Consider the following 26,039-nt stretch of genomic DNA (forward strand, 5'->3'; position numbering starts at 1 on the left):
CAGCCTGCCGAACTGGCGCGGGCTCAGCCCGGTGAACGGGGCTATCCAGGAGGGCTCCGACGCCGTGATCACACCAGACACAGCAAGATCATCTCACCAGTGACCAGCAGTTACGGGACAGCCCTTACCCTGGATCGGTGACCACCGACCTCCCTGCTCCCGTCGGCGACGGGCACCTGTCGCTGCGCGAGCGCAAGAAGCGGCGCACCCGCCGTGCGCTCGCCGACGCCGCGCTGGAGCTGTTCAGTGAACGCGGGTTCGACCGCGTCACCCTCGAAGAGCTCACCGCTCACGCGGAGATCGGCCGCAGCACCTTCTTCCGCTACTACGGCACCAAGGAAGACGTCGCCATGGCGGCCGAAGGCGAGCTATGGGACGCCTACATCGCCCACTTCGCCCAGCACGCCGGCCCCGGTCCGGCGCTCGACGCCCTGCGTACCTCGCTGAGCGCGGCGATCCTGTCCATGCCCGACGGCTGGAACCACCGCTTCCTGCGCACCCGCCGTCTCGCTGCCGGCACCCCCGTCCTCCGCGACCACAGCATCCTGTCCTCCATGAAGACCCAGCAGCGCCTGGTGGAGACCCTCGAAGAACGCCTCGGTATCGATGGCCGGGACGATGTACGCCTGCGCCTGCTCGGTGAATTCGCCCTCAGCGCCTGGCGCTGCGGCGCCCGCAACTGGGTCGCCGGCCGTACCCCCGAGGGACCCGATCGACGCCGCGGACACGGCGGCACCAAAACGCTGGCTCGCCGCGTCGAAGAAGCCTTCGACTCCATCCCCGCAAGCCTCGCCCTCGACCTGCCCTGAGCGGGGCACGGCACTGCGCCATGCCCCGCTTCGGTTGCGGCACTAGGGCCGGGCTAGCTGGCATGCTGGCGGCCCGAGCGTGTGGCTCCCGCACGGCGGCCACGGTCTGCTTGCTGGCCACCCGTTCCCCGCTCAGTAGATCAGCTGCCTGCCCGAAGCCCACCAGCCCGCTCTGCACATCCGTTCCGTCGGCGATGCGGGCCCGGGCGGCGACACCCGCGAAGGCGAGCAGCGTCAGCAGGAACGTCTGGCCCCGCTCGGCCGGCCCCTTTCACAGCGGCCGGTCGGCGGCGGCCGCACCCTGCAGTTCCATCACCGCCACCGTCATCGCGTCGGCCTTCACCCGCAGGGCGCCGATCTCGGCCTGCTGCTCCTGGCGGTTGCGGGAGCATTTGGTCAGCCTCTCCGCGAGGACGCCGATGAACGCCCCGACGCGAGCGTGCTCGCCAACTCGATCAACATGTTCATCCCAGCAGGCTGACCGTGCACCTGCCCCTGCGGCGGGCTCGTTGCGTATCTGGCCACAACCCGCACGGGCCTGTTGCCCGTCGGCATCAGTCGGTATCGGCCCGGGGCTTTCCGTCCTCTTCGGCTGGCGGGTTGAGCACATCCGAGGCAGCCGCCCAGTCTTCAGGATGCGAGACGGGCAACAGTCGAAACTGCTGTGCGTGCGTACTGTCGTAAGGGGTGGCAGCGGACTTCATTCGAGTGTGGTCCTTGATGAGCAGCATCTGGATCACACGCGCGGCCGTTTGTAGATCGTCCGCCGTCGTCCCCGCTGGAAGGGCTGTGGGAGACGTGACGGCGCCGTTCGCGTCGCGGTCTACGTAGAAGCCCTGCTGTTTGGCGAGGTTGGCTTCACGCGCCGCGACCTCAGCTTCCGCCTGCCGCTCATTGTGGGCCTTCTCCCATGCCTCATAACCCGATCCCATATCGGGCAGCACGCTGTAGTCACCCCAGAACTCGGCGAGTTCGTCGCCGAAGACAACGGCCTCGAGATAATTCTGCGTGTGGCTTCGCCCGTGCCGAGCCAGCGAGTCCACCACTCGAGGCGAGTCATCCCCCTGACTCCAGGCAGTCTGGAAGACGTCATAGATCCAAAGAGCCTTGCCGAGTTCTTCCTGTGCCAGGACGGTGAGCGACCGTGCCCGCCCATAGGACCCTGCGGACAACAGCGTGTGGGCATCGGTGATCAGTGAGGAGGCGTTGTCCACCAACGCGTTCCAGAACTCTCGTGCCTGCATCGGGCTCATCTCGACCATGGCCGTAAGTGTGCCCGGCTCTTCCGGGCTTCCTGGCGCCGGGACGCTGTGAGGCCCATCCACGGGATGGGCCTCTCACGTACGCATCCAGCAGTTGGCGGAGGGATGATCTCGGCCATCACTGACAGCGAATCGGGCAGTTCTGTTCACCCGCGGCGTGGACCTGAACCAGCACCGTGATGATCGGCGTCACGGCATTCACGACACCGGCATTGGTCGCGAGCGCCCCGGCCGGGCAACCGCTCGCGGCGCCCGGCAGAGCGCCGGGCCAACCGCAGCAGGCGGGGGAGAGCAGGAGAAGCCTGCCCGATTGGCCCACTTGCCTCAGTGCCGCGTCCGGGGTCGGGATCGAGACAACGGAACCGGTGGCGAGGAGCACGTCATCCGATCACAGCCTTGCCAATGATGGGAAGTGTGCGAGCCGCTGAGCGTGTGGGCACCAGGCCCCCTGGGGCTACTTGAGGTAGACGAGTCCATCGGTGGTGATGGTGGGTCGGCCGTTGGTGCCGACGACGACGATCTTGATGGCGTGTTTGGCGCTGGTGGTCCAGCTCTTGGTCCAGATCGCGTCGCGGTACTTGGTGGTGGTCGACTTCAGGTCGACCGTGGCTGCCTTCACGCCGTCGACGTAGACGTACGCCTGTCCGGAGCTGGTGGCGCGGGAGACCACCCATGCTGCCGACCTTCCGGTGAAGGTCCAGGTCAGGCTCGCGTTCTTGGACACGCTGGAGTACGACTTGCCGCCCAGATAGCTGCCGGAGGACTTGGTGGACCAGGTGCCGGACTTGGTGGCGGCGGTCTCCTGCAGGATGACGGGGGTGCCGGTGACCGAGGCGGATGCGGTGTTCCCTGCCTGGTCGTAGGCGGTCATATTCCAGGCCGTGGCCACGGCGGACTTCGCCGTGTGGGCGGCGCTGGAGGTGGTGGGGCCGTATGTCTTGGCCGAGGGTGCGGTCAGGCGTACGTGCTTGAGCGCGGCGCTGTCGGTGGCCTTCCACTTCAGCGTGAGTGGCACGGCGGTGGTGTTGACGGTGCCGGTGCGCAGGGCGAGGGACGGCTTGGTGGTGAAGGTCGGCCGCGTTGTCTCCGCGATGACGGTCGCCGCGGCGGAGGTGGCGGTCTTGCCGGACTGGTGGATCGCCCGGACGCTGATCTTGTGGGAGCCGACGGCAAGGGTTGTCTTGGCGGAGGTTGCCGTTGCCGCGGTGGTGGCGGTCACCTTGCCGTCGACGAGGAGCTCGTATCTGGAGATCAGCGAGGCTGGTGTGGTGGCCGACCAGTTCACGGTCACGGACGCCTTGGTGTAGTACGTCGAACCGGAGACACCCACTCCGGTGAGGGAGGTGATCTTCAGGCCGGCGACGGGGCCGGCGGTCCAGGAGCGGAGCGTGCCGAGCTGGGCGTAGAAGGCGCCGCCGGGGCACTGGGTGTTGTAGCTGTCACGGTGAGCGTGGATGGTCGGGAAGGACAGTTGCGCTCCCTTGGTCCACGTCTTGCCGAAGTAGTTACGACCGCTCGCGCCCGCGGTGAGCGTGGTTGTGCCAGCCGGGTCGGCCCCGTATTGGCCGAGCTTCCACGCCGCGATACGCGCCACGGAGAGCATCGCGGCCTGCGACGGAGCGGCGTCGGTGTAGGTGCCCAGGACGGAGATGCCGGTGGTCTCGGAGTTGAAACCGTAGGCGTGTGCGCCCATCACGGGCCGGTCGACGCCGCCCTTGCGGCCCTCGTAGACGGTGCCGCACTTGTCGACGAGGAAGTTGTAGCCGAGGTCTTTCCAGCCCAACTGCTTGACGTGGTAGGCGTAGATGCCGCGCACGACCGCCGGGGCCTGGTCGCAGGTGTAGGAGTTCGATTCGGCGGTGTGGTGCACCACTACCGCCTTGATCTTCCCGCCGGGTAGATAGTCAGGCTGCTCCGGACTGATCGACTCGTCGGCACCCCAGTCGGCGCGAGGGGTGATGGGAGGCTGCGGCGCCGTGGACGCAGGCGCCGGCGGCACGCTCACCGTCGGCGTAGGGCTCACCGTCACCGACGGGGAATCGGACAGCGAGGGGGAATCGGACGGCGACTCGGACGAGGCCGGCGGTTCGCTGGTGGCAGGCTCGGTGGATGTTTCGCTGCTTGGATGGGTCTCAGGCGCGGACGGACTCTGCGAAAGCTCGACCGAGTCGGACGGCGCCTCGGAGGGATTTGGCTGGGTGCTTTCCTCTACGGCGAATGCCGCCGGCTCGATACCGGTGAGCCTGCCGCTGCCAGGGTCAACCATGTCCAGCCGCAGTCCGGCAGGCAGCCCCGTGGATGTCCCTGCACCCGACCGTGTGCGGACCTCCACACCGTCGGACGCACCGACCCAGGCAGGCTCGGTGCCGCCGCGCGCGGCACCGCTCTCGCCCGGGCCACTGTCACTGTCGAGCTGCAACCATCCCGACCACTTGCCGGACTCCGCCGAGCGCGTACGGACCTCGACCGTGCCCATGACGCGTGCCGACGGATCGGTCCACGTCACCCCCAGCAAGCTGAATGGCTTCGTGTCCCGTTGCGGCAAAGACGCGGAACGGTCCCCATCGGCCGACGCCAACTGAGCTGTGTGAGCAGTTGACTTGACCGGGGCGGCTTTGCCGTCCGGCACGATTCCGCTTTCGGCACCGGTCACCCCCTGGAAGACGAGCACCCCGGTCGTCACCGCAACAGCCGTGGTCGAGGCCACCCATATCTGACGCCGCTTCACGCAGCCCAACCCTTCCCCAATATCCTCAAATTCGGGCAATTCAACCCCGATTTTGAGAACCCCACCCCATGTCAGGCGAAAAAGTATCAGCCCCCAAGGCGTAGCGAATCAGGGGTGGATGAACGGGCGCAGCGCTGGGACGTCAGAGCAGACAGCTTCGGATTCGCGTCACGAAACGATGTAGATCCCCTTCCGTCGGCGCTCGATCATGCCAGTTACACGCGCGATTGAGGCGCTTTAGGGCCTTTTCGATCTCTGTACGTTCATCCATGCACTGCACAGGTAGTGCCCATGTGTGAAGAAGAGACCGAGGAATCATGACGATTCACAGACCCACGCGAGTGGGGCGGGGGCGGCTCTGGTCCGGGGGGAATCTGCGCTCCATAGCGGGCAGCCTGACCCTAGCCTTGGCCGTCACCCTGCTCGACGGTTCGAGTGCCGCCGCTGCGCCACGAACCCAGGCGCCAGCCGCACCGAAGAAGCCAGCCGCAACCCACGCAGCGGACATCGCGTCCGCCCGTGTCGCGGCGCGGTTGTCGGGGAAGCGGGTTGAGGCGCTGTCGGAGCGTACGGAGACGTCCACGACCTGGGCGAACAAGGACGGTTCGCTCACGACCGAGCTGACCGCCGGCCCCATCCGGTTCCAGGACAACGCGGCTGCCGGGGGCTGGCGTGCCGTGGACCTTGACCTGGTCAGCCATTCCGACGGTGTGGAGCCCAAGGCCCACCCCCACGGGCTGAAGCTGGCGGGCAAGCGTGGTACTCCGGCCGCGTCCCTCAAGGCCGCCCAGGCTTCCAAGGCCGTCGACCTGGTCACCCTCGGCGAGGGCGATGAGCAGATCACGCTCCAGTGGAAGGGAGGACTGCCCGCGCCGAAGCTGGACGGCACACGCGCGGAGTACGTGAACGCCGTACCGGGCGCGGACGTGGTGGTCGAGGCGACGCGTACCGGTTTCGAGCAGTTCGTCGAGCTCAAGAAGAAGCCGACGACCGAGGGCTACACCTACACACTGCCGCTGAAGACCAAGGGCCTGAAGGTCAAGCAGCAGACCGACGGCAGCGTGCTCTTCACGGACAAGAAGTCCAAGAAGCAGGCCACCATGCCTGCACCGGTGATGTGGGACGCCACCGTCGACAAGGTCTCCGGCGAGCACACCAACCGGGCCAAGGTCGCCATGAAGGTCATCAAGACCAAGGGCGGCGTGGACCTGGCCATCACCCCGGACGCCAAGTTCCTCGCCAACCCGAAGACGAAGTACCCCGTGACGGTCGACCCGTCCACCTCGGCTCTGTCCAACGTCTTCGACACCTACGTCCAGCAGGGCGAGACCGTCGACTGGTCCACCGACACCGAGCTGGACCTCGGCAACCCCGGCACCGTGAACGCCAACGGCACCCCGCGCACGGCCCGGTCCTTCATCTCCTGGAACACCGAGCCGATCCGGGACGCGCTGATCACGGACGCCAAGCTGTCCCTGTGGAACTTCCACTCCGGCAACACCGACTGCCAGGCCTATCCGTGGGAGGTCTGGTCCACCGGCGCGGCGTCCACGTCCTCGCGGTGGACCGCGCAGCCGTCCTGGACGGCGAAGAAGGCTACCTCCACCGAGACCAAGGGCAACCCCGCCTGCACCTCGGCGCCGGACGGATGGATCAACGCCAACGTCACCACGCTGGCGCAGGAGTGGGCCTCCGCGAAAGCCACCCGCGGCCACATGGGTCTGCGCGCCACGAGCGAGACCGTCGTTCCGCAGTGGAAGCGGGTCAACTCCGCCAACGCAGCGACGAATCCGCCGAAGCTGGTCGTCACCTACAACTACCGGCCCAAGACCGGCACCAAGCAGGAAGCCGGTCCGCCATACTTCTCCTACAGCGGCGACTACGTGGTGAACACCACCACGCCGACGCTCCGCGACACCTTTGTCGACACCGACGGTGACAAGGTCAACGGCACCTTCCAGATCTTCGACAGCGCCACCAACACCCAGGTCGGCAGCCCCATCGTCTCCCCGTTCGTCCCCTCCGGCCAGGTCGCCTCAGTGACCGTACCCGCGGGAGTGCTGACCAACGGCAAGACGTACAAGTTCCGCACCTCGCCGTATGACGGCGGGCACTACAACCTCGGCTGGTCCGCGTGGAAGACCTTCCGCGTCGACACCGCCGCCCCGTCCGCTCCGACCGCGATCACATCGACGGACTACCCGTCGGGCGCGTGGGTCAAGGGCGCCGGTCAGGTGGGCACGTTCACCGTCACGCCGAACGGTACCGACCACAACTGGCTGGAGTGGTCGCTGGACGGCGTGACCTGGACCAAGGTCGCGACCGGCGGCACCACTGCAGCCAAGGCCCTCAGCATCGCCCCGCCCGAGGACGGCACCCACACCCTCCAGGTGCGGCAGGTCGACAAGGCGGACAACAAGTCCGAGGCCATCGACTACACCTTCCACGCGGGTCCGGGCGGCTTCTCCTCGCCGGAGGACGGCACCCGCACCGCACGTCGCCTGTCCCTCGTCGCCGAAGCCGACGCGGCCAAGTACAACGCGGTGACCTTCCAGTGGCGCCGCTCGGCGGAGGACGCCTGGGCCGACGTACCGGTGTCCGCCGTGACGGTGGGCGGTGCGGCACTGTCCGGCTGGCCGCTGCCGCTGACCGGTGGTGAGAACGAGGCGGCCGTCTGGACGGCCGTCGACACCGTCGACCCCGACGGCTCCATCCAGCTCAAGGCCAGCTTCACCGGGCCCGCCGGAGCGGCGGCCTCCACCGCCCCGATCGGCGCGATCGTCGACCGCGACGCGGACACCGCCGCGAGCACCGAGGTCGGCCCCGGCCACCTCAACCTGCTCACCGGCGACTTCACCCTGGCCGGGACGGAGGAGAGCCACTTCGGGCTGGCCGCCTCCCGCACCGCCAAGTCCCGCAAGCCCGCGGCAGGGGCCCAGGAGGGGCAGGTCGCGATCTTCGGTGCCGAGTGGACGTCCGGTGTGGTCGCCGAGGTGGCGTCGGCCGGGTACACCCACATCCGCCGAACGTCAGACACCTCCCTCGACGTCGTCCTCGACGACGGCACCAGCATCTACTTCACCGCCAAGGCGGGCGACGCCGACGGCTGGGAGCCCGAGCCGGGAGCCGAGTCCCTCGTCCTGACCGGCACCTTCGCCGACGGGTTCACGCTCACCGACAGCGACGGCGGTGTGTCGACGTTCGCCAAGGTCTCGGCCGCTGCCGAGACCTGGCAGCTCACGTCCTCGGCGCTCAGCGGCGTCCAAAACTCCACCACGGGCATCGTCTCCGAGGCGGTCACCGTCGACGGCAAGACGCTCGCCCGGCCGAAGCTGCTGGTCGCCTCTGGCGGCGCCATCGACAACGACACCTGCGCCGCGACGCCGTCCACGCGCGGCTGCCGGGTGCTGGCCTTCACGTACGCGGACACCACGACCGCGACGGACACCGCCTTCGGCGACTACGCCGGGCAGGTCAAGAGCCTGACCCTGTGGTCCACCGAGAGCGGTGACACCACTGCGACGGCCCGTACGGTGCAGTCGTACCGCTACGACGCCTCGGGCCGCCTGCGCGAGGCGTGGAACCCGCTGATCACCCCGGCCCTGAAGACGTCATACGCCTACGACTCCGCAGGCCGCGTCACCAAACTAACCCCTCCCGGCCAGCTGCCCTGGACCTTCGGCTACGGCAACGCCGGAGGGATCGCCGGCGGCGCCGGCATGCTCCTGACGGCCAGCCGACCCACTCTGAAGCCGGGCAGCGCGACGGAGACGAACGGCACAGCGACCACCTCGGTCGTGTACGACGTGCCGCTGTCCGGGGGCACCGCGCCGTACGCGATGAACGCCTCGGCCGTGCGGGCATGGGGACAGCTCGACTACCCCACCGACGCCACCGCCGTCTTCCCGGCCGACTCGACGCCCACCTCCCACAAGGGCGGTGAGCTGACCGCGGGCGGCTACGACCGTGCGGTGCTGCACTACCTCAACGCCTCCGGTGATGAGGTCAATACCATCGACGAGGCGGGGGGCGTGACCACCACCGAGTCGGACAAGTACGGCAACACCGTGCGAGAGCTCTCGGCAGGCAACCATGCCCTCGCCCGCGGTGCCACGGCCGAGGACAAGGCACGCCTGAACGACCTGGGCATCGGCGCGCTGACCGTCGCCGAGCGCGCCAGGCTGCTCTCCACCACCGCGTATTACAACGACAACGGCACGCAGTTGCTGGAGCAGTTCGGGCCGCTGCGCCGGATCGACCTCACCCGGAACCTCAAGGACGGCGACACCGTCCTGATCCCGGCGGGCACGTCCGTCGCCGCCCAGCCCTGGACCGTCAACGAGTACGACGAAGGCCGTCCCACCGACGGCACCGCCGCCGTGCGCAACCAGCTCACCCTGACAGTCTCCGGAGCCCGGGTCCGAGGCCACGACTCGTTCATGGGCGAGAAGCGCGTCATCGAGACGCAGTACGACTGGGCCAAGGGCCTGCCCTCACTCTCCATCGAAGACCCGGGCGGCCTGAACCTCACCACCACCACCGAGTACGACGACCAGGGCCGCGTCACATCCGTCGTCCCGCCGGGCAGCACCGGTACCGACGCGACCTCGCGCACCACCACGTACTGGTCCGCCACCGGCACCGGCTGGTGCAAGGGACGCCCCGAATGGGCCGGCCTCGAATGCTGGACCGGCCCGGCCGGTGACATCAGCGGCGGCGGCAGCAACCCCGCCCAGCTCGTCGACAGCTCCACCGAGTACGGCTTCTACGGGCAGATCACGGAGAAGACCGAGACCTCCGGCACCACGGCCCGGATCACCACGGTGACGTACGACAATGCTGGCCGGGTGAAGAGCAGCGAGATCACCGGCGGCACGGGCACGGCAGTGTCCGGCACCTCTCTGGCGTACGACGAGGCCACAGGCAAGCCGTCGATCACGACGTCCGCGGACGGCGGCTCCATCCACACCGAGTACGACCGGCTCGGTCGCCTCGTTTCCTACTCGGACGCCGACAACGGCGTCACCACCACGCAGTACGACGCCTTCGACCGCCCGGTCAAGGTCAGCGACTCGGTGCCGTCCACGACGACGTACACCTACGACCACACGGCAGAGCCGCGCGGTCTGCCCACCGCGCTGACCGATTCCGTCGCGGGGACGTTCTCCGCCCGGTACGACGTCGACGGCACCGTCGTGAAGGAGACTCTGCCCGGCGGCTACACCATGACCCAGACCGGAGGAAAGGCCGGACTGCCCTATCAGCGGGTGTACACGCGGGACTCCGACGGTGAGATCCTGCTGACCGACACCGCTACCGAGTCCGTGCATGACGAGTGGGCAACCCACTCCGGGGGTGCGGGCGCGGGTGAGTCGCAGGCGTACGCGTTCGACGCGGTCGGCCGGCTCACCACGGTCGAGGACACCTACGACAACGTCTGCACCACCCGCACGTACACGTTCGACAAGCGCACCAACCGCACCGGACTGAGCACGGCCGCAGCGGCGAACGGCGCGGACTGCACGACCTCCGGCGCCACGACGGTCACGCACGCGTACGACAGCGCGGACCGCATCGTGGACTCCGGTTACGCGTACGACGCGTTCGGCCGAACCACCGCGCTGCCCGGGGGCACCTCGGTCGCGTACTACGTCAACGACCTCGTCCGGCAGCAGACGGCGGGTGACACCCGCCAGACCTGGGCGCTGGATGCCGCGGGCCGCTTCCGCAGCTGGACAGAGGAGTCCAAGGCGTCGGGCACGTGGAAGCAGACGGGTTCGAAGACCAACCACTACAGCGGTGCCTCGGACAGTCCGCGCTGGATCACCGACAACACCGCGGGCACCATGTCCCGTATGGTGGCCGGCCTGTCCGGCAGCCTGTCGGCGATCACAGGGGCCACGAACGCGGTGGTGCTGCAGCTGTCCAATCTGCACGGGGACATCAGCTTGGTCCTCCCGCTGAACAGCTCGGCCGCGCCGACGGCGCTGAGCGCCGACGAGTACGGTCAACAGCGGAAGAGTCGTGCCGTGTCGGGCTACGGCTGGCTGGGCGGGATGCAGCGCTCCGCCGCCACTCCCACGAGTCAGATCCTCATGGGCGTACGTCTCTACAACCCGGCCACCGGGCGCTTTCTCCAGGTCGACCCAGTGGTCGGCGGCAGCAGGAACGCCTACGAGTACGCTGCCGGCAACCCGGTGAGCAACTACGACCTGGACGGCCGCCGGGTCTACCGCTACTCGCAGCGGACCGTGTACCGGTCCTGGGGAAGGGTGCTCCTCAAGCGGTGGAGCAACAAGAGCAATATGAAGCGTTACTACAGCACGAGGTGGACCTTCAACCGGCGCTGGACCAGCCGGATCGCCTACTACGGGCCGTACGCTTCGGGATTCCTCGCCATCGCGGCCGGGGCCGTCGCGTTCATTCCGGGGGCCCAGCCGACAGCCCTGATCCTGCTGGCACTGTCCGCGGCAGCGCTCGCCATCGGGATGATCGCGGGACACGCGGAGCGCTCCGGTAAGTGCCTCGCCATCTACAGTCGCACGACGGTGGTCTACCGAAAGTCCTTCGGCTACACCCACTTCTACTACTACACGGGGTACGCATACCCCTGGAAGGCGAGATGTTGAGAAGCAAGGTAACCGTCACGCTGGCGTACGCGATAGCGGCGGCCGCGATCGCAGCAATGGTCGTGGTGTCCGTTGCGTGGGGGGTACGGACTACCGTCCCGTACTACATCCCCGCCGTTCTGATCGTCCTCTCCGCAGGAGCGATCCACTACAACACCCGTAAGCGGGACAGGTAGAAAAGAACCGCCTTCGGCCGGAGCCGACGGAATCCACCGTCGGCTCCGGCCTCTCGCGTTCAACCACGACCTGCTCTACGGCGACGGCGGCGGGCTGACGAGTACGGACAAGGAGTGCCAGAAGGTCTCCATCCGCGCCCTTTTCCTCTCGGGTGCAGGTTTCCCGGCTAAGCGCATCTGCCGAGAAGGCCTCGGGGCAGCCCTGGCCGAAGCCGTCTGCCTCCCCTGCTGACCCCCGCCGGGCTAACGTATGCCGTCCCGAACAAGAGAACGGAACGCGGCATGGCGCACCAGGGGCGGGGACCACAGGGGTCGCAGGGGCCATACGGTCCCTACGGCTGGGGCGGCTGACGGCCGCCACCACCCAGACCGGGCGTGATACCGCTGGCACCGCTCGGGCTCGGGGCCGTCTATAGCGGTGCGTTCTCGACGATGGGGCGGTACGCGCGGCAGTTGTTCGGCGCGATGGCTGCGGGCCTCGCCCTGCTCTTCGCCGCGACGGCCGGAGCGTTCGCGCTGGCCTACCACAGCGTCAAGGACGACTGGCAGGTACTGATCCATACCGATGAACCGACCTGGGCCATGGTCAGCCCGATCGTGATCTGCGTCGTAGTGGCGTACGTGGTGCTCATGCTGCTCACCCTGCTGGTGAACTCGTTCCTCTCCGCTGTCAGCCCGGTGGTCCTGGAACACGCCGTGCTGGGCCGGCGCACCACCTTCGGCGCGGTATGGCGCCGCGCCTGGGCCCGTACACCGTCGGTGCTCGGCGTCACACTCTTCATGTATCTGCTGATCGCGATCCCAGTCGCCCTCTTCTTCCTGGTCTGGGTCAGCCTGATCGCCCTTCTGGTGGCGGCCGAGAGCCCTCTGATGGCGCCGGGTTTCGTGTTCTTGCTCGGGCTGCTGGCCCTGCCCATGGTGACCTGGCTGGTGGTCTCCTTCTCGTTCGCGCCTGCCGCCGCGGTCCTTGAGTCGGCCGGCCCGATCACTGCCCTGAAGCGCTCGTTCCGGCTGGTCCGCGGTGCCTGGTGGCGCACGTTCGGCATCCTGTCGCTCACCTGGGGCATGGTGGGCGTCACAGGGTGGATCGTTCAGATTCCGCTGCTGTTCGCTGGTCCGCAGCCCTCTTACGACGCCTACGGCCCGTACGACGAACCGCCGGCCGACGTCGGCGAGTTCTTCAGCGAGGTGTACGGTGACGCGCTGCCCGGCCTGTGGACCTATCTGGTCATCACCGTCGTCGTCATGCTGGTGGTCCAGCGGCTCGCCACCGCCTTCACGCAGCTGGTCGGCACTCTGCTCTACATCGACCAGCGCATCCGCCGCGAAGGCCTCGGTGAGAGCCTGGCCCGGGCGGTCGGCCACCAGTAGACCGAAACACGGAGGCACAGGAGACAGGAAGCACACGAAAGGGCGGCCGGTCACCCAGCGGTACCGACCACCGGACTGCCCTGTTGCTGACGTCGTGGCGGTCCACCGTCTGTCGGCCGCGCCAGCGGACAGGCGCGGCTGAGCTCCTTGACGGCACACACGGGCACCATCACGGCCTTCGCCACAGGTCAGGTCCGTCGGCCGCCCCGGCCCGGTACCCGGGGCGGCTGCTCGAGCCGGCCGCACGACGCGGCAGTCCCTGCTCTGTTCACCGCTCGGCGGACCGCCCCAGGCTCTTGATCTTCTCGAACGGGTAGGCGCCCACGGTCACCACGGCCAGGCCGTAGACGGCGAGGACCACAAGTCCCCAGGTGCCGACCGTTCGGCCACCGCCGCTCATGATGACCGTGCCGATCGGCACCAACGGAGCGAAGCTGAGCACCGCGGCCCCGGTGCACCAGAAGGCCACCAGGTCATTCGCCCGTTTCCTCAGCCCCGGGTCGGACTTCACCTCCGCGGGGACCTCGTACCCGTCGGACCGGTCACAGACCTTGCCCCGGTACCCGGTGCGTGCGGCCAGCGAAGCGGCCACGCCCAGCAGGAGGAAGCAACCGAAGATGAAGATGTAGGCCATGGATGCCCCAGGATTCGCGCGGTGCCGATCAACGTCAGCGGATGTACTTGATGATGAAGGCGATCACCATGTTGACGGCCTTGTTCTTGACCCAGCCCGGCAGGAACTTCCAGACGACGCCCCCGATCTCGCCCCCGAGGCAGCCGATGACGGCGTTCCTGACGTAGGTCTTCTTGCTGGAAGCCTTGCCCGCCGCGATGTCGCTGAGCACCGAGGTGGGAATGCTGGCCAGCGCCCCCTTCGCGCACCACGCCGCGGCACCGATGGCCGCCGCGGCGATCGGGAAGGCGAAGCCCCCGTTCCGGCTCATGGCCTTCTCGATCTCGGCCAGCGCCTCCGGGCCCATCTCCTGCTCGATGAACTGGCGCTGCTCGGCCGTAAGTTCAGGAGCCTGCGTCGCGGAGGAGGCAGCCACGGTGCGAGCCGTTCCCCGGCTGTCGTCGGCGGCCGTGGCGCTGGGAGCCGCGGTGGCGAGCAGGGCGGCACTGGTGACGGCGGCTATTCCGGCCAGAGAGACGCGGCGCGTGGTGGTCTTACGCATGTTGGATTCCCCAGTAGTCGTTCATTCGTCTCCAGGTCAGGGAGACGGTTCCGTGGTCCTCACCTCCAGGTCCTGGAGGTGATCACGGACGAGACTCTGACATCCCGAGGGAGGTCAGGCATAAGAGAAGGCGCGTGAAAAGGATCACGACTACCGGCCGGAACGACCCGCTCGAATCAAGCCTCTTGTTGAAGACGCCGGTGGAATCGCAACTGGCACCGCAAGGAAGCCAAGAAGATTCTTGAAACGCGGATCAATCGAGATCGTACACGACTCAACTTTATTTCAGGACGCCACTTGAGATAGAGGGCAAAGAGCCGGTCGCGGTTGTCCGACTCCAGCACTATCCGCCCCAACTCCCCGTACGTCCACGGTGGGAGAAACACTGCCCTGTGGAGGGATCAATCCGCACAACGCGCACGGCAGGGTGGGTGCGTCCCGTACGCATCGACCCAAGGACCCAACGCGCGTGCGCAACAGCCGAATAGCCCTCTTCCTGGCGGTCGGCGCCGTCACCCCGCTGGTGACCGCGCTGACGCCCGCCACCGCATCCGCCGCCGAGAACTCCCTGCGCCCTTACCTCCAGCAGAAACCGGCCTGGCACCGCTGCGACACGGAACTGCCCGCCTCCCTTCAGTGCGCCACGATCAAAGTGCCGCTCGACTACGGCAGACCTGGCGGCAAGAAGCTCGATCTGGCGATATCGAGGATGAAGACGAGCACCGAGAAGGAACGGCGCGGGGTGCTTCTGCTCAACCCCGGGGGCCCGGGCGGGCCGGGCGTCGACATGCCGCAGTACATGGCCGACGAGCTTCCCAAGGCCGTGAAGAACAAGTACGACCTCGTCGGCTTCGACCCGCGGGGCATCGGCCAAAGCTCCCCCGTCGGCTGTGGCCTGACATCCGACGAGCGGAACTGGGAACGGCCGTACAAAGCCGAGACGTTCACCAAGGACGTGAAGTGGGCCCGGACCGTCGCAGAGAAATGCGACAAGAAGCAGGGCGACAAGCTGCGCCACATCACCACCCGCAACACCGCCCGGGACATGGACGTCATCCGCGCCGTGCTCGGCGAGAAGAAGATCTCCTACCTCGGATACTCCTACGGCACCTACCTCGGCGCCGTCTACACGCAGATGTTCCCGAAGCGCACCGACCGCTTCGTGCTGGACAGCGCCGTCGACCCGGCCCGCATCTGGCGCGGGATGATCCAGGTCTGGGCGGAGGGCGCCGAGCCCGCCTTCACCCGATGGACCGAGTGGACCGCCGCGCGGCATGCCACCTACAAGCTGGGCCGGACCCCCGAGGCGGTCCGCAAGACCTTCTACGGCCTGGTCGCTCAGGCCGACCGCAAGCCGATCGACCTCGACGGCACGCTGCTCACCGGTGACGACATCCGCCACAGCCTGCGGGGCATGTTCTTCGGCACGCGCGACGCCGCCGAAGCGGTCGCCGAGTTGAAGAAGGCCGCCGCCGGAGCTCCCCCGTCCGCCGACCGGGAGCTCAAGACGCCCGAGCCCGTACCGCCGTCCTTCGGCCGGTCCGTGCCCGAGGACAACGGCGACGCCGGCTTCTGGGCCGTCGTCTGCGCCGACACCCGTGCCTGGCCGCGCGATCCCGAGCAGTACCGCAAGGACGCGATCCGGGACAAGGCCAGGTACCCGCTGTACGGCGACTTCGCCTCCCACATCAAGCCGTGTGCCTTCTGGAAGAAGAACGGCAGCGAGCCCGCCACCAGGATCGGTAACAAGGTGCGTGCGCTGATCCTCCAGAACGAGTGGGATTCCCAGACGCCGCTGACCAGCGGCCAGGGCCTGCGCCGCGCCATGAAGGGCTCGAAGATGGTCACGGTCGCAGGAGGTGTCGGACACGGCATCTACGGCACCAAGTCGTGCGCCGACAAGACGGCCACCACCTACCTGACCACCGGCAAGCTCCCCACGAAGGACCTGACCTGCAAGGCCGCTCCGGCCGCGGACGAACGCAACGCCCCCGACCGGCTGCCGCTCCCGACACCCCCGGGCATCCCGGGGATGGTCGGCCGCTTCTGATCGCCAGCCGTCTTGGAGGTCCTCCGCCTGCGGGAGGCAACGTGGGGCTACCTGCACGGTGGGAAACGATCATCCCGAGCGCGGGAAACGATCTTCGAAATCTCTGAGTCACCGCTGACCAGCACATTCCGTCGGTGCCCCACCACGGAGCACCGACGAAAGTGCTCTAGCTGCACCGACGGAATGGGCGGCATCGCTATCGCGATGCCGCCCATTCCTGTTTCTGTGGTGTGATGTCTGTCTCTGGGCCTGGTGAAGCGGACCGTCGGTGGCCTATGGGCCGGCGGCGGTCCGCGTTCGTGTGTGGATCTTGCTTGATTAGCTCTCGGGCTGCGCGCTCTGTGAGGAAGGTCTCAGCGCTGCGTGATGTGGCCTTGGGGGTCCACGTGCCCAGGGGCTTGGTCCTGCGGCGGCGAGTGGGCCGTCGGCGGGGCCGTTCGCCGCCCAGGGCGATGGCGTCGGCCCAGGAGGCGAGTTTGCGGCGGTTGGCGTGGGCGAGCTGGAAGGCCAGGAGGAGGGTCTGGGCCGCGATGCCGCGGATGCGGCGGGTGCCGGCGTCTTCGAGGCGTTCCTGGAGGCGGTCCTCGGCGAAGCCGTTGATGCCTTCGACGCTGTTACGGAGCCGGAAGTAGACCCGCTGCCAGGCTACGGAGCCGTACTGGAGCGGCTGCCAGAGGTTGGCGCCGGCTTCCGGGGGGACGGTGACGGTGCGCTGGACGCAGCAGGGCGGTGAGCCGGCCGGCTTCGGGACGGGGTCGACGAGTGGCAGGTGGATGCCGCGGCCGAGCGTGCGGGGCTTGAGGGGGCACTGCGCGCGGTTGGCCTCTGCCGGGCACATCACGCGGCGGTGACCTTCGGCGTCGGGGCGTTGTTTGGGCATGAACACGTAGTTCGTGCGGGCGCGGATGCGGTCGATCCAGTCTGCTTGTCGATCTTCTCGGCGATCAGGTCCAGCGCCAGCACGATCATGGCGGCGGTCTGGGCAACGTCCGCGCAGATCATCATGGTCCGCCGGGCGACCCTCGCCGACAGCGCCCCCGCAGCAAGCCGGGCGATCAACGCGTCCTTCTCCTCCGGCGAGGCCTTCTAGGCCCGCTTCGCCCGCGAGACCCAGCTCGCCAGGGTTGTCGCGCTGATCCCCAGGTCCTTCGCGACCTCCGGGACCGGTTTCCCTGTCTCCGTCACGATGCGTACCGCCCCCTTTCGAAACTCCGCCGTGAACTTGCGACGCTTGTCCGCCATGACGACCAATGTCACCTGCCGTCAGGGACCTCCACGCTACGAAGGGAACTCAGGTGTTCAGGGGGCGGGGCGACGGGGGGCAGACGCCGGTCTCGGCGTGGTCGGTCAGCCGGTCCAGGAAGCTGTCGACCGTGACCACCGGGGCCGGCCAGCCGAGTCCTCGGCCGAGCCGGGTCATCTGGGGCTGTTCGAAGGCGGACACGGACGGATCCTCGGCTCCCTCCAGCCAGCGCTCCACCGGACCGTCCCACCGCACGCGGCCTTCGGCGAGGACGACGATCCGGTCGAAGTTCTCCGCGCAGAAGTCCGTGTCGTGGGTGATGGCGACGATCGTCTTTCCCTTCTTGTGCAGGTCCCCGACGAGTTCTTCGAGCAGGGTGACGGAGCGGTGGTCCTGGCCGGTGGTGGGCTCGTCCAGGACTATGATCGGGGTGTCCATCGCGAGGACCGAGGCGAGGGCAACCCGTTTGCGCTCGCCGAACGACAGATGGCGGGGGTGGCTGTCCGCCTCCGCGGTCAAGCCGGTGACCCGCAGCGCCCATGTCGTGAGGGCGGTCCGGCGGTCGGCCGGGAAGCCGAGGTTGCGGGGGCCGAATCCGACTTCCTTGGCCACTGTGGCGGCGTGCAGTTGGTCGTCCGGGTTCTGGAAGACGAAGCCCACGCTGCGGGCCAGATCGGCGATCCCGAGACCCGTGGCGTCGCGGCCGTCCACCTCGACCGTCCCCGACGTGGGGCGAGCGATGCCGATCAGGTGCCGGGCCAGGGTGCTCTTGCCCGCCCCGTTGGGGCCCATGATCGCCACGCGTTCGCCGGCCCGGACGGCCAGCGAGACGCCCGCGAGTGCGGTCGTTCCGTTCGGGTAGCGATGGATCAGGGAGTCGATGCGCAGCACCATCACAGGCCTCCGGCGGTTCGCGCGCTCTTCAGTGCGGCGGCGAACCCGTCTGCGGCCGCCTCCAAGGTCACGGGCAGCGGACGGTCCGCCTCCCACAGGCCGCGTTCGGCGGCGCGGCGGGCGGCCGTCGTGTAGCGCAGCGGGGCCACCCCCCACTCCGCGAGCCGGGGGTCGGTGAGGACGTCGGTCGGTGGCCCGTCGGCGACGATCCGTCCCTCGCCCAGGACCAGAACGCGGTCCGCGTACCGGGCGGGCCGTTCGAGCCGGTGCTCGAAGAGGACGACGGTGACGCCCCGTGCCCGCAGGGTCTCCAGCGTGTCGAACACCAACCCGGCGCCCACCGCGTCGAGTTGGGAGGTCGGCTCGTCCAGCACCATAACGGCCGGTCTCATCACCAACGCCGACCCGATGGCCAGGAGTTGCTGCTGTCCACCGGAGATCTCGTACGGGGAGAGGCTGGCCAGGGCGGTGAGTCCCAGGTCGGCCATGACCGCCTCGACGCGGCGGATCATCTCGGCCCGGTTGACGCCGAGGTTCTCCAGGCCGAAGGCCAGTTCCTCGCGCAGCGAGAACCGTGCTCCCGACAGCTGGTTGAACGGATTCTGCATGACCAGGCCGACTTCGCCGACGAGTTCGGACGGCTGTGTCTTTGCCAGCAGCCGTCCGCCGACCCGTGCCGAACCCGTGGGGTCGCCGCCGGTCATGTGCGGGACGACTCCGCTGATCACTCCCGCGAGTGTGGTCTTGCCCGCGCCCTCGGCACCGACCACGGCACAGATCTGGCCACGCGGCACGACGAGGTCGATCTCCCGCAGGGCGGGCCGGGAGCCGGTCGGATAGGTGAGGGAGAAGTTCCTGAATTCGATCACCGGAGCACTCCGAGTACGTTGGCGACGACGGCGGTGAGCGCGCACAGTCCCATGACGGTTCGGGCGACCCGCTGCGCCGCGGTGTCCGGCACCTCGGTCAGAAACGTGGGACGGCGGCTGGTGCCGAAGCCCCGGGTCTCCATGGCCACCGCACGGTCTCCCACATCCGTGAGGGCACCGAGGATCAGCGGCCCGGCCATGGGGACCAGAGCCCGGATCCGGCCGCGCAGCCCCTTGACCGGTAGGCCGCGCGCCTGCTGGGCGTGCAGGATGCCCTGGGCCCGGTCGGCGAGGGCGGGCGCGATCTGCAGGGCGGCCGAGACGACGTAGACGGTCTTCGGCGACATGCCGCGCTGAGTCATCGCACTCATCAGCGCGCCGGGGCGCGTGGTGAGTAGAAGGAGGAAGAATCCGCCCATGAGAACCATGATCCGCAGGGCGGTCTGGGTGGCGAAAACCAGCCCCTCGTATTTCAACTCCAAGGGGCCAATTTCAGCCACCACCCGGCTTGTTTCCGGATAGAAGAAACCCTGAATCAAGTAAACCGTGAGAGCAATCGGAACCCACAGGGCGAGAAGCATGGGGAAGAATTTACGCAGGGTTCCCGAAGCAATTACCATGGGAAGCACCGCCGTACAGAAGAGCAGCAACGGCCACCAGGTCATGGTGAGGGCGAATGCGGACACGGTGACGGTGACCGCGAAGACCAGCTTGGTGAGCGGATTCAGCCGGTGCACGGGGGAGCCGTCGGCCGAGCGCGGGGATATGTCCATGAGGTCATGTCCTTCTCGGCACGAGGCGGTGGACCGCCAGCACGCGATGCTGCTGGACAAAGGGGAACCGGTGCACGTAGCCGGAGGGCAGGCCCGCCAGCAGGGTCAGTGCCAGAGCCACGGTCAGCGCCTTGTCCAGGGGGTCGGCGACCAGTCCCTGCAGGCTGGCGGCCTTCAGCATGCTGTTTCCGTAGGCCTGGAACGTCGCGATGACGGCCGACTGCCCCACTGTGCCGCCGGCGTTGCCGAAGACGAAGGCCGTGATGGGGGCGGAGACCACGCCGGCGAACACGCCGATCACACCCCCCGCGAGCAGGGCGGTCGGCACGCGCCGGAACCAGCCGGCCCGCGCCAGGGTGCCCGCTATGAAGCCGATCAGGGCGGCGGTCACCGCATAGGGCAGCGCCCCGGGCGTGATGGTCATCCCGACGACGATGCTGGCCAGAGCCCCGGTGGCGGCACCCGCGGCGGGTCCGGCGAGGACGCCCACGAGCACGGTGCCGATCGAGTCGAGCTGGAGCGGCAGGCCGCTGAAGTAGACGATCTTTCCCATCACGATGTTGATGGTGATCGCCACCGGCAGCAGTGCCACGGTCGTCGTCGGCAGCCCCGCCACGGCACCGGAGACGATCAGCATTGCCCCGAGGGTGTAGCCGCACAGGGCGAGCAGGGCGGCCGGACCGCCCACGCCGCCGTGTACGGAATCGGGTCTGGCTGAGATCAGCCCCGCGTAGGTGATGGCGACGATTGCCGCGCCGATCCCGATGCGCCATCGCGGAGATAAGTGCCATGGGTTTAACGAGAAATGGCCCGTCACTTGAACTGCCGCCCCCCGAGTGTTGGCAAGCTCCATTAGTCGCCGGTCATCATCCGGAGTGCGAGTGATCCGTGTCAATACCCACCGGGTACGGCGAACGGGGCAGTCGTTCCCCTCGTCAGAGATATCGAAACTCCATTGACAAAAGAAGAACCTCGACGTTCTACTCGATCGAAACCGAGCTCGTCCCGGACAGTGATTTGTCCGATTTTCCATGCAGAGTGGCGAGTTTATCATCAATCGTCAGAACGGGGTCGTTGGCATGCCCAATTATCAGTCTTTCGCGGATTCGTACACTGCGGGCTTACGCGACATCCTTGCGGAGGGCAGCGAGGTCGCCTCGGTGCGCGATCCGCTCTCCAAGGCGTCAGGCTTCGGCCAAAACGACCGCCCGTATCGCGAACTCCTGGCCTATCAGAGCCGCATCGCCGACCCGGCCTCCTGTCTGGCGGTCACCCCGCACCTTCCGGTCAATCTCTCCTACTGTTTCGGTTTGCTCGCCTGGTCCCTGGACGGCCGGAACGACGTCGACACTCCCGCGTACTACCGTCGTGGCGCCCATGAGTACTCGGACGACCAGCACACGCTGAGCGGTGCGTTCGGCCACCGGCTGCTGACCTCCAAGGGGAACCAGCTGGAGGAAGTGGTCGGCCGCATCGAGCGCGACCCCGCCCACCGGCGCGCGTTCGCCCTGGTGCTGCAGCCCGAGGACAACTTCCGCCAGTCGCGGGAGTACCCGTGCGCCGTGGGCGTCCACCTGTTCCTCCGGGACGGCGCGCTCACCTGGATCACCGTCATGCGGGCCCAGCAGGCGCTGACGGTCCTGCCGTACGACGCCTTCCTCTTCATGGGGATGCAGCAGTACACGGCGTCACTGCTGAACGTCCCGAGCGGCCCGTACATCCACCAGTCGGGCACTTTCCACTTCTACGAGAACGAGGTGGACCTGGCCCGGAAGGTCGTCGAGGAGCCGGTGGAGGCGGTGTCGCTGCCCGCGTTCCCCGGCACCCCGGACGGCGGCCGGGAGGTCGCGCGCGAACTCGTCGACTTCGAGCGCCGGTTGCGGCTCGCGGCGCAGTCGGGCGATATAGCGGCTGTGGACGAGATCGCCGCGCACAAGGCGAACACCGAGTTCGCGGACGTCGCCCGGGCCTGCCTGGCCACACACGCCTACCGCAAGCTGGGCGACACCATGTCGCTGGTGACCAGCCCGGCCTCGAGCGGTGGCGTCGCGAACCTCATCGCCGCGATCTGATCGCGGCGGAGGATCACACGTGAGGACAACGGTTCGTACCCCACTGGAGCCGAACGGTCCGGAGGCGGCCGAGGCCGGCGGGACGCTGACCGAACTGGTCGTCAGGCGACGCCGGTTGTTCGAGGCACACCCCGGCCGGGCCCAGTTCACCTACCCGGTCATGGCGGTACTGGTCCCGGTGGCGACCAGCAGAGGAGGCGAGGTCGCCTATCCCGGTGATCCGATGTGCCTGTACTCGGCGCTGACCCTGACCATCCAGCGCTCGGTGGCTCGGCTGCGCGCGGGACTACCGAAGGAGCCGTCCCTCGACGACGTCTGCCCGGACTGGGGGGACTACCCGGACGAGGAGTACCGCCGTACGGCGAACGGGCCGCGGAGCACACTGGTCGCCGACAGCCGGACCACCGACGGCCACGTCTTCGACCCCCGCATCTGGGACGAGGTAGCCCGCGAGAGGTTCATCGCCGAGCTCCGCGCACTGCAGCCCAAGGTTCTCCTGCTCAGCGCGGTGTCGGCGGCGCATCGGTACGCGCTGGAGATGGCCGAGCTGGCCAAGGAGCACACGCCGCACTGCGTCGTCGTCATCGGTGGCCGGCACGCCGACGAGACGATCCGGTACCGAGATGCCAACGGCACGGCGGAGTTCTCCTGGAGCAGCACGGTGGAGGTCGTCCGCGACGGCCGCGCGGGCCGGGTCGTCGACTTCGTGGTCGCCGGTGACGGCGCACCCTTGCTCGACCTGCTGCTGCGGGCCCTGTCGCTGACCGTCCCGCCCGGCTTCGGCCCGACCGACAACGCGGCGGTGCTCGACACCCTTCCGCTGGTGGCCGGTGCCGGGGAGGCACTGCGCGGTTCGGGCACGATCGTCGGGTTCTGCCCCGGTGGGGCGGTGGTCGTGCCGGTGCGCGGTGAGCGGCTCAGCTCGATCGAACTGCCGTCGCCGTACGAGGCGTTCTCCATCCGCGCGCGCTTCGGTGTCTTTGCGGAGGCCGGGAGCCACCCCCTGGGCAGTCGTACGGCGCACATGATGACGCTGGACTCCTGCCCGTTCAAATGTACCTTCTGCTCGGAGAGCATCCAGGTCTCCAACCGGCCCACCCGGTTCGCGGTGAGCGAGACCGAGCACGTGGTCCGGCGGGTCCGCCGGCTCATGGACTGGGGCGCGGAAGCCGCGTTCTTCGACGACCCCGTGTTCTGGGGCGGAAACTGGAAGGCGATCACCGAGTTCTGCCGGGATCTGCGGGCGCAGGGCACGGATCTGCCGGGCGGCGGCTCCTTCGAGTGGGGCGCCCAGCTCACCGTCGACGTGGTACTCAACCGCGCCAAGGCCGAGGAGGTGCGCGCCGGGCTCGAACTGATGCGCAGCAGCGGTTGCACCTACATCTACATCGGCATCGAGAGCATGGCCCAGCGCGTGATGGCCCACGTGGGCAAGAACCTGCTGCGCCGCAACCCGGAGGCATGGGTGAGCAAGGTGCGCGAGGCGCTCGCCACCATCCGGGGCCACGACATCAGGGTCGGCAGCTCGGTCCTCTTCGGTCTGGACGGCGAGTGCCGGGAGACCATCGAGGAGACAATCGAGGAGATCGGCCGGCTGATCGACGACGAACTGCTCGTCATGGCCAGCCCCAACATCCTCACGTACCACCCGGGTACGGCGATCACCGCCGAACACGGCCAGGACCGCCTGGACTACCACTCACGCAAGGACAACCGGCCCCCTTACTCGTACTTCGAGGAGGCCTATCCGGAGGTCGTCTCCCGACTGCTCACCGAGGACGACATCTGGTACATCCACAAGTCCGCGGCCGAGCGGTGGGGCACCGTCCGCAACAGCGCGGCCGAGGCCATGGCCGAGGCGGCGACATGATCAGCAGCACCGACAACGGCCGTGGGAGGGCGTGTGCTTGACGTCGATCACAAAAGTTACTGGGGAGACTACTTCTCCTATTTCCCCGCTCTGGCCCGCTACATCCCGCTGGGCGAGTACGCCCGCCGCGTCCGGCCGCGTGCCTGTGTCCTGGGCGTCTCCGACGGGAAGTTCGCCCTGCCGCTGCTCCGCGCCGGCTGGGAGGTCGTCGGGGTGGAGAGCGACGAACTCTTCCTCGACGGAGGCGAGCTGGACCTCGTCGACGGGCACCACGACATCCTGGGCCTGCGGGAGCGGCTCGCCGCCGAGGGCCTGGCGGACCGGTGCACCGTGGTGGAGCAGGATTACATGACCCTGCCCGCCGAGGGCGACTTCCAGCTCGTACTGGGCAGCGGACTGTGGTCGATGCCGCCCAACCGGGCCCACACCATGGAGGCTCTCGTCCGCCACGCGATGGACATGGTCGCGCCGGGCGGGCTCTTCTTCGGCGAGTACCTGATCGGGCTCAACGACGACGAGCGGCAGTGCGGGTACTACCCGACGGCCGCGGAGATGGACCGGATCGTCAAGAGGCCCGGCTGGGAACTGTTCGAAAACGCCGACCTGGGCATCCGCGGCGAAAGCCACCTGGGCTACGAGCAGTGGCACTACCACCGGTACGCGGCCGTGATCACCCACCGCATGCCGCCGCCCCGTGAGCCCGCACGGGAGAAGTGACCTCCGTGACCGGAACGCATCTCAGCGGCTGTCCCCGCCTGCGTGGGGGCAGCCGCCCGGCCGTCGTGGTCACCGACCTCGACGGCACGCTGCTGCTCTCGGACGGGACGCTGAGCGAGCGTTCGGCTGTGGCGCTGCGGGCGGCGGCCGCGCAGGGGACCCGCGTCGTCTTCGCGACGGCACGCCCGGCCTGGTCGGCCCGCGAGCTACTGCGCGCCGTCCGCGGTCTCGGAGCCTTCCTGGTGTCGTCCAACGGTGCCGTCGTCAGCGACCTGGACGGCGGCGGCGTACGGCGGATCCGGGCGATGACCCCGGCCACCGTCCGCGCCGAGATCGCGGCGCTCGGGCGGCGCCCCTGGGCCGTGGACCGGGAGCACGACCGGCTGCTCGGTCCCGACTGGCACGACATCCTGGCCAGCGGTCCGGGGACGGCCCCGCGCATCGACGACGTGCCGGACGGTTTGCCCGTGCTGTGTCTGATGGTGCACACCGGCACCGACGGACCGCCGTCCCCGCTCGGGATGCGGGGTGCGGTGCGGTGGACCTCCTCGGGACCGGGACTGCTGGAGGTGTCGGCCCCCGAGGCGGACAAGGTGTCCGCGGTCGCCTCGGTTCTCGCCACTCTCGGCGTCGGCTGGGACCGGGTGGTCGCCTTCGGTGACGCGCCCAACGACACGGGTCTGCTCGCCGCCGCGGGCCTCGGCGTGGCCGTCGCGAACGCGAGCGCGGACGTACGGGCGGCCGCCGACGCGCTCACCGCGGGCAACGACGACGACGGCGTGGCCGCCTGGTTGGAGGGGATGTGCCTGTGCCACGTGTGAACAGCCTCGCGGAGGCCGACCGGGTGTGGATCGTGGGCGGGCCCGGCTGTGGCAAGTCGACCCTCGCCCGCGAACTCGCCGAGCGGCGTGGCATCGAGCCCGTCACGCTCGACGCCTTCTTCTGGGGACCGGACTGGACCCCGGTGCCCACGGAGGAGTTCCTGGCCCACGTCGACGGGGAACTGGCGGCCGACCGCTGGATCGTCGACGGTCAGTTCGCCGCGAGCGTCGAGGCCTTCGCGCACCGGGCGGACTGCGTGGTGTGGACGGATCCGCCGCTGCGCGTGACCTGGCCGCGGTTGCTGCGCCGCACCCTGCGGCGCTGGATACGGCGTGAGGAACTCTGGGGCGGCGTCCGGGAGACGCTGTGGACCGTCATCGGTCCCCGCTCCATCCTCTGGTACGCCGTCAAGGTCCGTGTGTCCCAACGGCTCGCCAACCAAGAGCTGTTCGACCAGCTCAGGGGCACCGACGTGCTACTCCTGCATACCCGGGACAGCGATGTGCGCTCTCTGCTGGAATGAACCCCATTGCGGTTTTGCCCTACACCCATCCGATCGCCATCCCTGGAGTTCCCCCC

22 protein-coding genes and 1 pseudogene are annotated in these 26,039 nt (G+C 68.4%); 11 read left to right on the forward strand and 12 right to left on the reverse strand.

Features of this window, described 5'->3' with window-relative positions:
- Positions 1–81, reverse strand: a pseudogene (locus C1J00_RS07675) (IS5/IS1182 family transposase); the annotation flags it as partial.
- Positions 82–137: 56 nt separating this feature from the next.
- On the opposite strand from C1J00_RS07675, the gene C1J00_RS07680 reads away from it, so the two are divergent.
- On the forward strand, positions 138–809 hold the full coding sequence (locus C1J00_RS07680) for a TetR/AcrR family transcriptional regulator (protein ID WP_245936241.1): 672 nt from the start codon (positions 138–140) through the stop codon (positions 807–809).
- Between the two features lie 554 nt (positions 810–1,363).
- Here C1J00_RS07680 and C1J00_RS07685 read toward each other — a convergent pair.
- The 3 genes from C1J00_RS07685 to C1J00_RS07690 form a co-directional block, all read right to left on the reverse strand.
- The gene (locus C1J00_RS07685; protein ID WP_102908274.1) at positions 1,364–2,071 is read right to left on the reverse strand and encodes an AbiV family abortive infection protein; all 708 of its coding nucleotides are present in this window, start codon (positions 2,069–2,071) and stop codon (positions 1,364–1,366) included.
- A 118-nt stretch (positions 2,072–2,189) separates the two neighbouring features.
- Positions 2,190–2,450, reverse strand: coding sequence for a hypothetical protein (locus tag C1J00_RS44630; RefSeq protein ID WP_146046152.1), 261 nt, complete (start codon positions 2,448–2,450; stop codon positions 2,190–2,192).
- 75 nt (positions 2,451–2,525) lie between these two features.
- Positions 2,526–4,784, reverse strand: a complete 2,259-nt coding sequence (locus C1J00_RS07690; protein ID WP_500691471.1) for an N-acetylmuramoyl-L-alanine amidase — start codon at positions 4,782–4,784, stop codon at positions 2,526–2,528.
- 422 nt (positions 4,785–5,206) lie between these two features.
- Between C1J00_RS07690 and C1J00_RS07695 the strand changes: the two genes are divergently transcribed.
- The 3 genes from C1J00_RS07695 (at position 5,207) to C1J00_RS07705 (ending at position 12,975) form a co-directional block, all read left to right on the forward strand.
- Positions 5,207–11,428: an RHS repeat-associated core domain-containing protein gene (locus C1J00_RS07695; protein ID WP_245936244.1), complete on the forward strand. Its 6,222-nt coding sequence runs from the start codon at positions 5,207–5,209 to the stop codon at positions 11,426–11,428.
- Positions 11,422–11,604, forward strand: coding sequence for a hypothetical protein (locus C1J00_RS07700; protein ID WP_102908276.1), 183 nt, complete (start codon positions 11,422–11,424; stop codon positions 11,602–11,604). The genes C1J00_RS07695 and C1J00_RS07700 overlap by 7 nt, the downstream gene beginning before the upstream one ends.
- Before the next feature lie 432 nt (positions 11,605–12,036).
- Positions 12,037–12,975, forward strand: coding sequence for a DUF7847 domain-containing protein (locus tag C1J00_RS07705; protein ID WP_102908277.1), 939 nt, complete (start codon positions 12,037–12,039; stop codon positions 12,973–12,975).
- A 268-nt stretch (positions 12,976–13,243) separates the two neighbouring features.
- Here the strand turns inward: C1J00_RS07705 and C1J00_RS07710 are convergent, their stop codons facing one another.
- Positions 13,244–13,609, reverse strand: a complete 366-nt coding sequence (locus C1J00_RS07710; RefSeq protein ID WP_102908278.1) for a hypothetical protein — start codon at positions 13,607–13,609, stop codon at positions 13,244–13,246.
- A gap of 34 nt (positions 13,610–13,643) precedes the next feature.
- A complete protein-coding gene (locus tag C1J00_RS07715) occupies positions 13,644–14,150 on the reverse strand; it encodes a hypothetical protein (protein ID WP_102908279.1) in 507 nt (168 codons plus the stop codon).
- Positions 14,151–14,619: 469 nt separating this feature from the next.
- On the opposite strand from C1J00_RS07715, the gene C1J00_RS07720 reads away from it, so the two are divergent.
- Complete coding sequence (locus C1J00_RS07720; RefSeq protein WP_102908280.1) at positions 14,620–16,200, forward strand: alpha/beta hydrolase; 1,581 nt, start codon at positions 14,620–14,622, stop codon at positions 16,198–16,200.
- Positions 16,201–16,396: 196 nt separating this feature from the next.
- On the opposite strand, the gene C1J00_RS44635 is transcribed toward C1J00_RS07720, so the two are convergent.
- Positions 16,397–17,080: a hypothetical protein gene (locus C1J00_RS44635; RefSeq protein WP_146046153.1), complete on the reverse strand. Its 684-nt coding sequence runs from the start codon at positions 17,078–17,080 to the stop codon at positions 16,397–16,399.
- 45 nt (positions 17,081–17,125) lie between these two features.
- Here C1J00_RS44635 and C1J00_RS45120 point away from each other — a divergent pair, with 45 nt between their 5' ends.
- On the forward strand, positions 17,126–17,290 hold the full coding sequence (locus C1J00_RS45120) for a hypothetical protein (protein ID WP_180989453.1): 165 nt from the start codon (positions 17,126–17,128) through the stop codon (positions 17,288–17,290).
- Here C1J00_RS45120 and C1J00_RS07735 read toward each other — a convergent pair.
- From C1J00_RS07735 to C1J00_RS07755, 5 genes are read right to left on the reverse strand one after another with little or no spacing between them, the layout of a single operon-like run.
- The gene (locus C1J00_RS07735; protein WP_245936245.1) at positions 17,287–17,442 is read right to left on the reverse strand and encodes a transposase; all 156 of its coding nucleotides are present in this window, start codon (positions 17,440–17,442) and stop codon (positions 17,287–17,289) included. The genes C1J00_RS45120 and C1J00_RS07735 overlap by 4 nt on opposite strands.
- 49 nt (positions 17,443–17,491) lie before the next feature.
- The gene (locus C1J00_RS07740; protein ID WP_102908283.1) at positions 17,492–18,337 is read right to left on the reverse strand and encodes an energy-coupling factor ABC transporter ATP-binding protein; all 846 of its coding nucleotides are present in this window, start codon (positions 18,335–18,337) and stop codon (positions 17,492–17,494) included.
- The gene (locus C1J00_RS07745) at positions 18,337–19,206 is read right to left on the reverse strand and encodes an energy-coupling factor ABC transporter ATP-binding protein (RefSeq protein WP_102908284.1); all 870 of its coding nucleotides are present in this window, start codon (positions 19,204–19,206) and stop codon (positions 18,337–18,339) included. The genes C1J00_RS07740 and C1J00_RS07745 overlap by 1 nt, the downstream gene beginning before the upstream one ends.
- Complete coding sequence (locus C1J00_RS07750; protein WP_180989454.1) at positions 19,203–19,943, reverse strand: energy-coupling factor transporter transmembrane component T family protein; 741 nt, start codon at positions 19,941–19,943, stop codon at positions 19,203–19,205. Before C1J00_RS07750 ends, C1J00_RS07745 begins: the two co-directional genes overlap by 4 nt.
- Before the next feature lie 40 nt (positions 19,944–19,983).
- Positions 19,984–20,796 (reverse strand): ECF transporter S component, encoded by an 813-nt coding sequence (locus C1J00_RS07755; RefSeq protein WP_180989455.1) that lies wholly within the window; start codon positions 20,794–20,796, stop codon positions 19,984–19,986.
- 343 nt (positions 20,797–21,139) lie between these two features.
- Here C1J00_RS07755 and C1J00_RS07760 point away from each other — a divergent pair, with 343 nt between their 5' ends.
- From C1J00_RS07760 to C1J00_RS07780, 5 genes are read left to right on the forward strand one after another with little or no spacing between them, the layout of a single operon-like run.
- The gene (locus C1J00_RS07760; RefSeq protein ID WP_219728328.1) at positions 21,140–22,051 is read left to right on the forward strand and encodes a thymidylate synthase; all 912 of its coding nucleotides are present in this window, start codon (positions 21,140–21,142) and stop codon (positions 22,049–22,051) included.
- A gap of 19 nt (positions 22,052–22,070) precedes the next feature.
- The gene (locus C1J00_RS07765) at positions 22,071–23,921 is read left to right on the forward strand and encodes a B12-binding domain-containing radical SAM protein (protein ID WP_102908287.1); all 1,851 of its coding nucleotides are present in this window, start codon (positions 22,071–22,073) and stop codon (positions 23,919–23,921) included.
- Positions 23,922–23,954: 33 nt separating this feature from the next.
- The gene (locus C1J00_RS45125) at positions 23,955–24,638 is read left to right on the forward strand and encodes a class I SAM-dependent methyltransferase (protein WP_102908288.1); all 684 of its coding nucleotides are present in this window, start codon (positions 23,955–23,957) and stop codon (positions 24,636–24,638) included.
- Between the two features lie 5 nt (positions 24,639–24,643).
- Positions 24,644–25,459 (forward strand): HAD family hydrolase, encoded by an 816-nt coding sequence (locus C1J00_RS07775; RefSeq protein ID WP_180989456.1) that lies wholly within the window; start codon positions 24,644–24,646, stop codon positions 25,457–25,459.
- A complete protein-coding gene (locus C1J00_RS07780) occupies positions 25,447–25,983 on the forward strand; it encodes a P-loop NTPase family protein (protein WP_146046154.1) in 537 nt (178 codons plus the stop codon). Before C1J00_RS07775 ends, C1J00_RS07780 begins: the two co-directional genes overlap by 13 nt.
- Positions 25,984–26,039: the final 56 nt, after the last annotated feature.

The sequence above is a fragment of the Streptomyces cahuitamycinicus genome (assembly GCF_002891435.1).
Classification (GTDB): Bacteria; Actinomycetota; Actinomycetes; order Streptomycetales; family Streptomycetaceae; genus Streptomyces; species Streptomyces cahuitamycinicus.

What these genes read in the sequence shown, in the direction of transcription:
- C1J00_RS07700 (WP_102908276.1), top strand. Translation starts at nt 11,422, where the DNA reads ATGTTGAGAAGCAAGGTAACCGTCACGCTGGCGTACGCGATAGCGGCG.
- C1J00_RS07710 (WP_102908278.1), bottom strand. Translation starts at nt 13,609, where the DNA reads ATGGCCTACATCTTCATCTTCGGTTGCTTCCTCCTGCTGGGCGTGGCC.
- C1J00_RS07740 (WP_102908283.1), bottom strand. Translation starts at nt 18,337, where the DNA reads ATGGTGCTGCGCATCGACTCCCTGATCCATCGCTACCCGAACGGAACG.
- C1J00_RS44635 (WP_146046153.1), bottom strand. Translation starts at nt 17,080, where the DNA reads ATGCCCAAACAACGCCCCGACGCCGAAGGTCACCGCCGCGTGATGTGC.
- C1J00_RS07735 (WP_245936245.1), bottom strand. Translation starts at nt 17,442, where the DNA reads ATGGCGGACAAGCGTCGCAAGTTCACGGCGGAGTTTCGAAAGGGGGCG.
- C1J00_RS07715 (WP_102908279.1), bottom strand. Translation starts at nt 14,150, where the DNA reads ATGCGTAAGACCACCACGCGCCGCGTCTCTCTGGCCGGAATAGCCGCC.
- C1J00_RS07705 (WP_102908277.1), top strand. Translation starts at nt 12,037, where the DNA reads ATGGGGCGGTACGCGCGGCAGTTGTTCGGCGCGATGGCTGCGGGCCTC.
- C1J00_RS07685 (WP_102908274.1), bottom strand. Translation starts at nt 2,071, where the DNA reads ATGGTCGAGATGAGCCCGATGCAGGCACGAGAGTTCTGGAACGCGTTG.